Origin of the sequence: Massilia genomosp. 1 (assembly GCF_011682185.1) — a bacterium.
GTDB lineage: Bacteria > Pseudomonadota > Gammaproteobacteria > Burkholderiales > Burkholderiaceae_D > Telluria_A > Telluria_A rubra.
The window spans coordinates 1-1754 of sequence record NZ_WHJF01000257.1 but is presented as its reverse complement, the minus strand read 5'-3'; the positions used below and the strand labels follow the sequence as shown (position 1 = coordinate 1754).

General features: G+C 57.1%; 1 protein-coding gene. It reads right to left on the bottom strand.

Features of this window, described 5'->3' with window-relative positions; genetic code table 11:
* Positions 1 to 142: 142 nt before the first annotated feature.
* Positions 143 to 1555, bottom strand: a complete 1413-nt coding sequence (gene tnpC / locus F1735_RS33375) for an IS66 family transposase (protein WP_222853168.1) — start codon at positions 1553 to 1555, stop codon at positions 143 to 145.
* Between the last annotated feature and the right edge of the window lie 199 nt (positions 1556 to 1754).

Sequence of the window (1754 nt, the reverse complement as noted above, 5' to 3'; positions counted from 1 at the left end):
AGAAGGCCGATAGTTCGATCTCGCATCACAAGGCTTCGGTCAAAAAATCAGCTCCGCATCAGTAGCGATAAATAGCATTTTCGTTTTTCTTAACATTGAAAAACGTATTACCTGGTCTTGTTAACCCGTAACTATTCAGCCGCTACGCAGTTGGCCTGATCGGATCGCCAGCAAATGCACGGCGCAGCACTTCCAGCATGCTGTGCCCTTGTTTGCGTAGGGTGTCGAGGCAGGAGCGGATGGTGCAGAAGTTATCGGCACCGGTAATGGTGCGGAAGCATCCCGATATTTTCTGTTTGACCTTGGGCATGCGCACGGCCCGCTCGGCGATGTTGTTCGTGAACGGGATGATGGGGTCCGCAATGAAGCGCAGGATGGCGTCTGCGTGCAGTCGGAAGCGACGCAGCAAGTTATGGGCGTCAGACTGCTTGCAGCGTCCGGGCTTTGCGCCGGGTTTCGTCTGCGGAGGGTTCAGTTCTTCGCCCTGGCGTACGATGCCGTGGTAGACAGTGGCGAAGGCGGCGATGGCTTCGGCATCGAAAGGCGTGCCTTGCTGGCGCGCAGCCGTGCTCAGTCGTTGGGCATTGAGCAGCAGTTCAGTCATGTCGGTTGGCCAATCCTGGCCCGTCACCTCCTGCGCATAGACCAGCTCACGAAGAAGATGGGCGTTGCACAAGGCATGCAGGCCATCGTTCAGCTTCCAGTACGGGGCCCAGCAATCATGCACCAGAACGCCGAGTCGGTTAGGAAGAATGCCATGCGCGACCATTGCGTCCAGGCCGCGCTTGGCATGCATGCCGTACCAGGTCAGTTCCGCCGTGGCCGCAACGTGCATCCAGTGCAGCTTGCCGTCCACGCGCAGGCCCGATTCGTCGGCGCACAGTACCGGCGCGTCGTGCAATTGCTTCGCAATAAAATCGGCCGTGCCTTGCAAGGCGAGGCTCGCTTCGCCGACCCAGGCAAGCAGGGTTGCCGGCGACACGGACAAGCCCGTCATCTCGGCGATCAACCCGGCGGCGCGGGCATATGGCAGCATCTGGCCTTGCGTCAGGTGCACGCCCAATGCGCGCACGTTCGGGCCATATTGCGCAAGGTCGCTCACAGCAGCCGGGAAGACACTGTCGTGCCGTTGACCGCAGATGCACAGCACCGTGTAGACGCGGTGTTCGACGACCTCGAAACACATCGTCGGCACGTCAAATACCTGGCGGCGTTCCAGCACGTGCGCCTCTTCAAACGCCAACGCACTGTGGCAGCGGTTGCAATGCGATGGCGTTCGATGATCTTGCGTGCTGGTAGGCTCGGCAACCCGCTTGAGCGTGCTGCCTTTATGACCCGGTTGGCCTCCAACTGCTTTGTCAGATTTGCCACGTAACGAAGTAGTTTTCTGCTTTTTGCCCAGTCCATCCGACGACGGCGGCTTGCTCGAGTTCTCGCTGTTCATGCCCAGCTTAGCCTCCACCGCGTCCAGGCGTGCGAACAAGGCGTCAATGAGACGATCCTTGTCTTCATGGGACAAGCCGGTGAGATTGAGACGGGGAGGTTTTGGTGGCATGCCCAAATCATGCGCGATAACAGCACAGTTTACAACTGTTTATTGCGGCCTGTACTCCGGCTGAACAGTTACCACTTAAATAGGCACTGGATATTCTTTCAGAAAGCGTTCCCGGTTAAAGATTCGTCGCAATAATTGTTTTCCAAAAATTACGCTGATATTTTAGGCAAGCTCAAGTTGGAGAATGTTGAAAAACAAG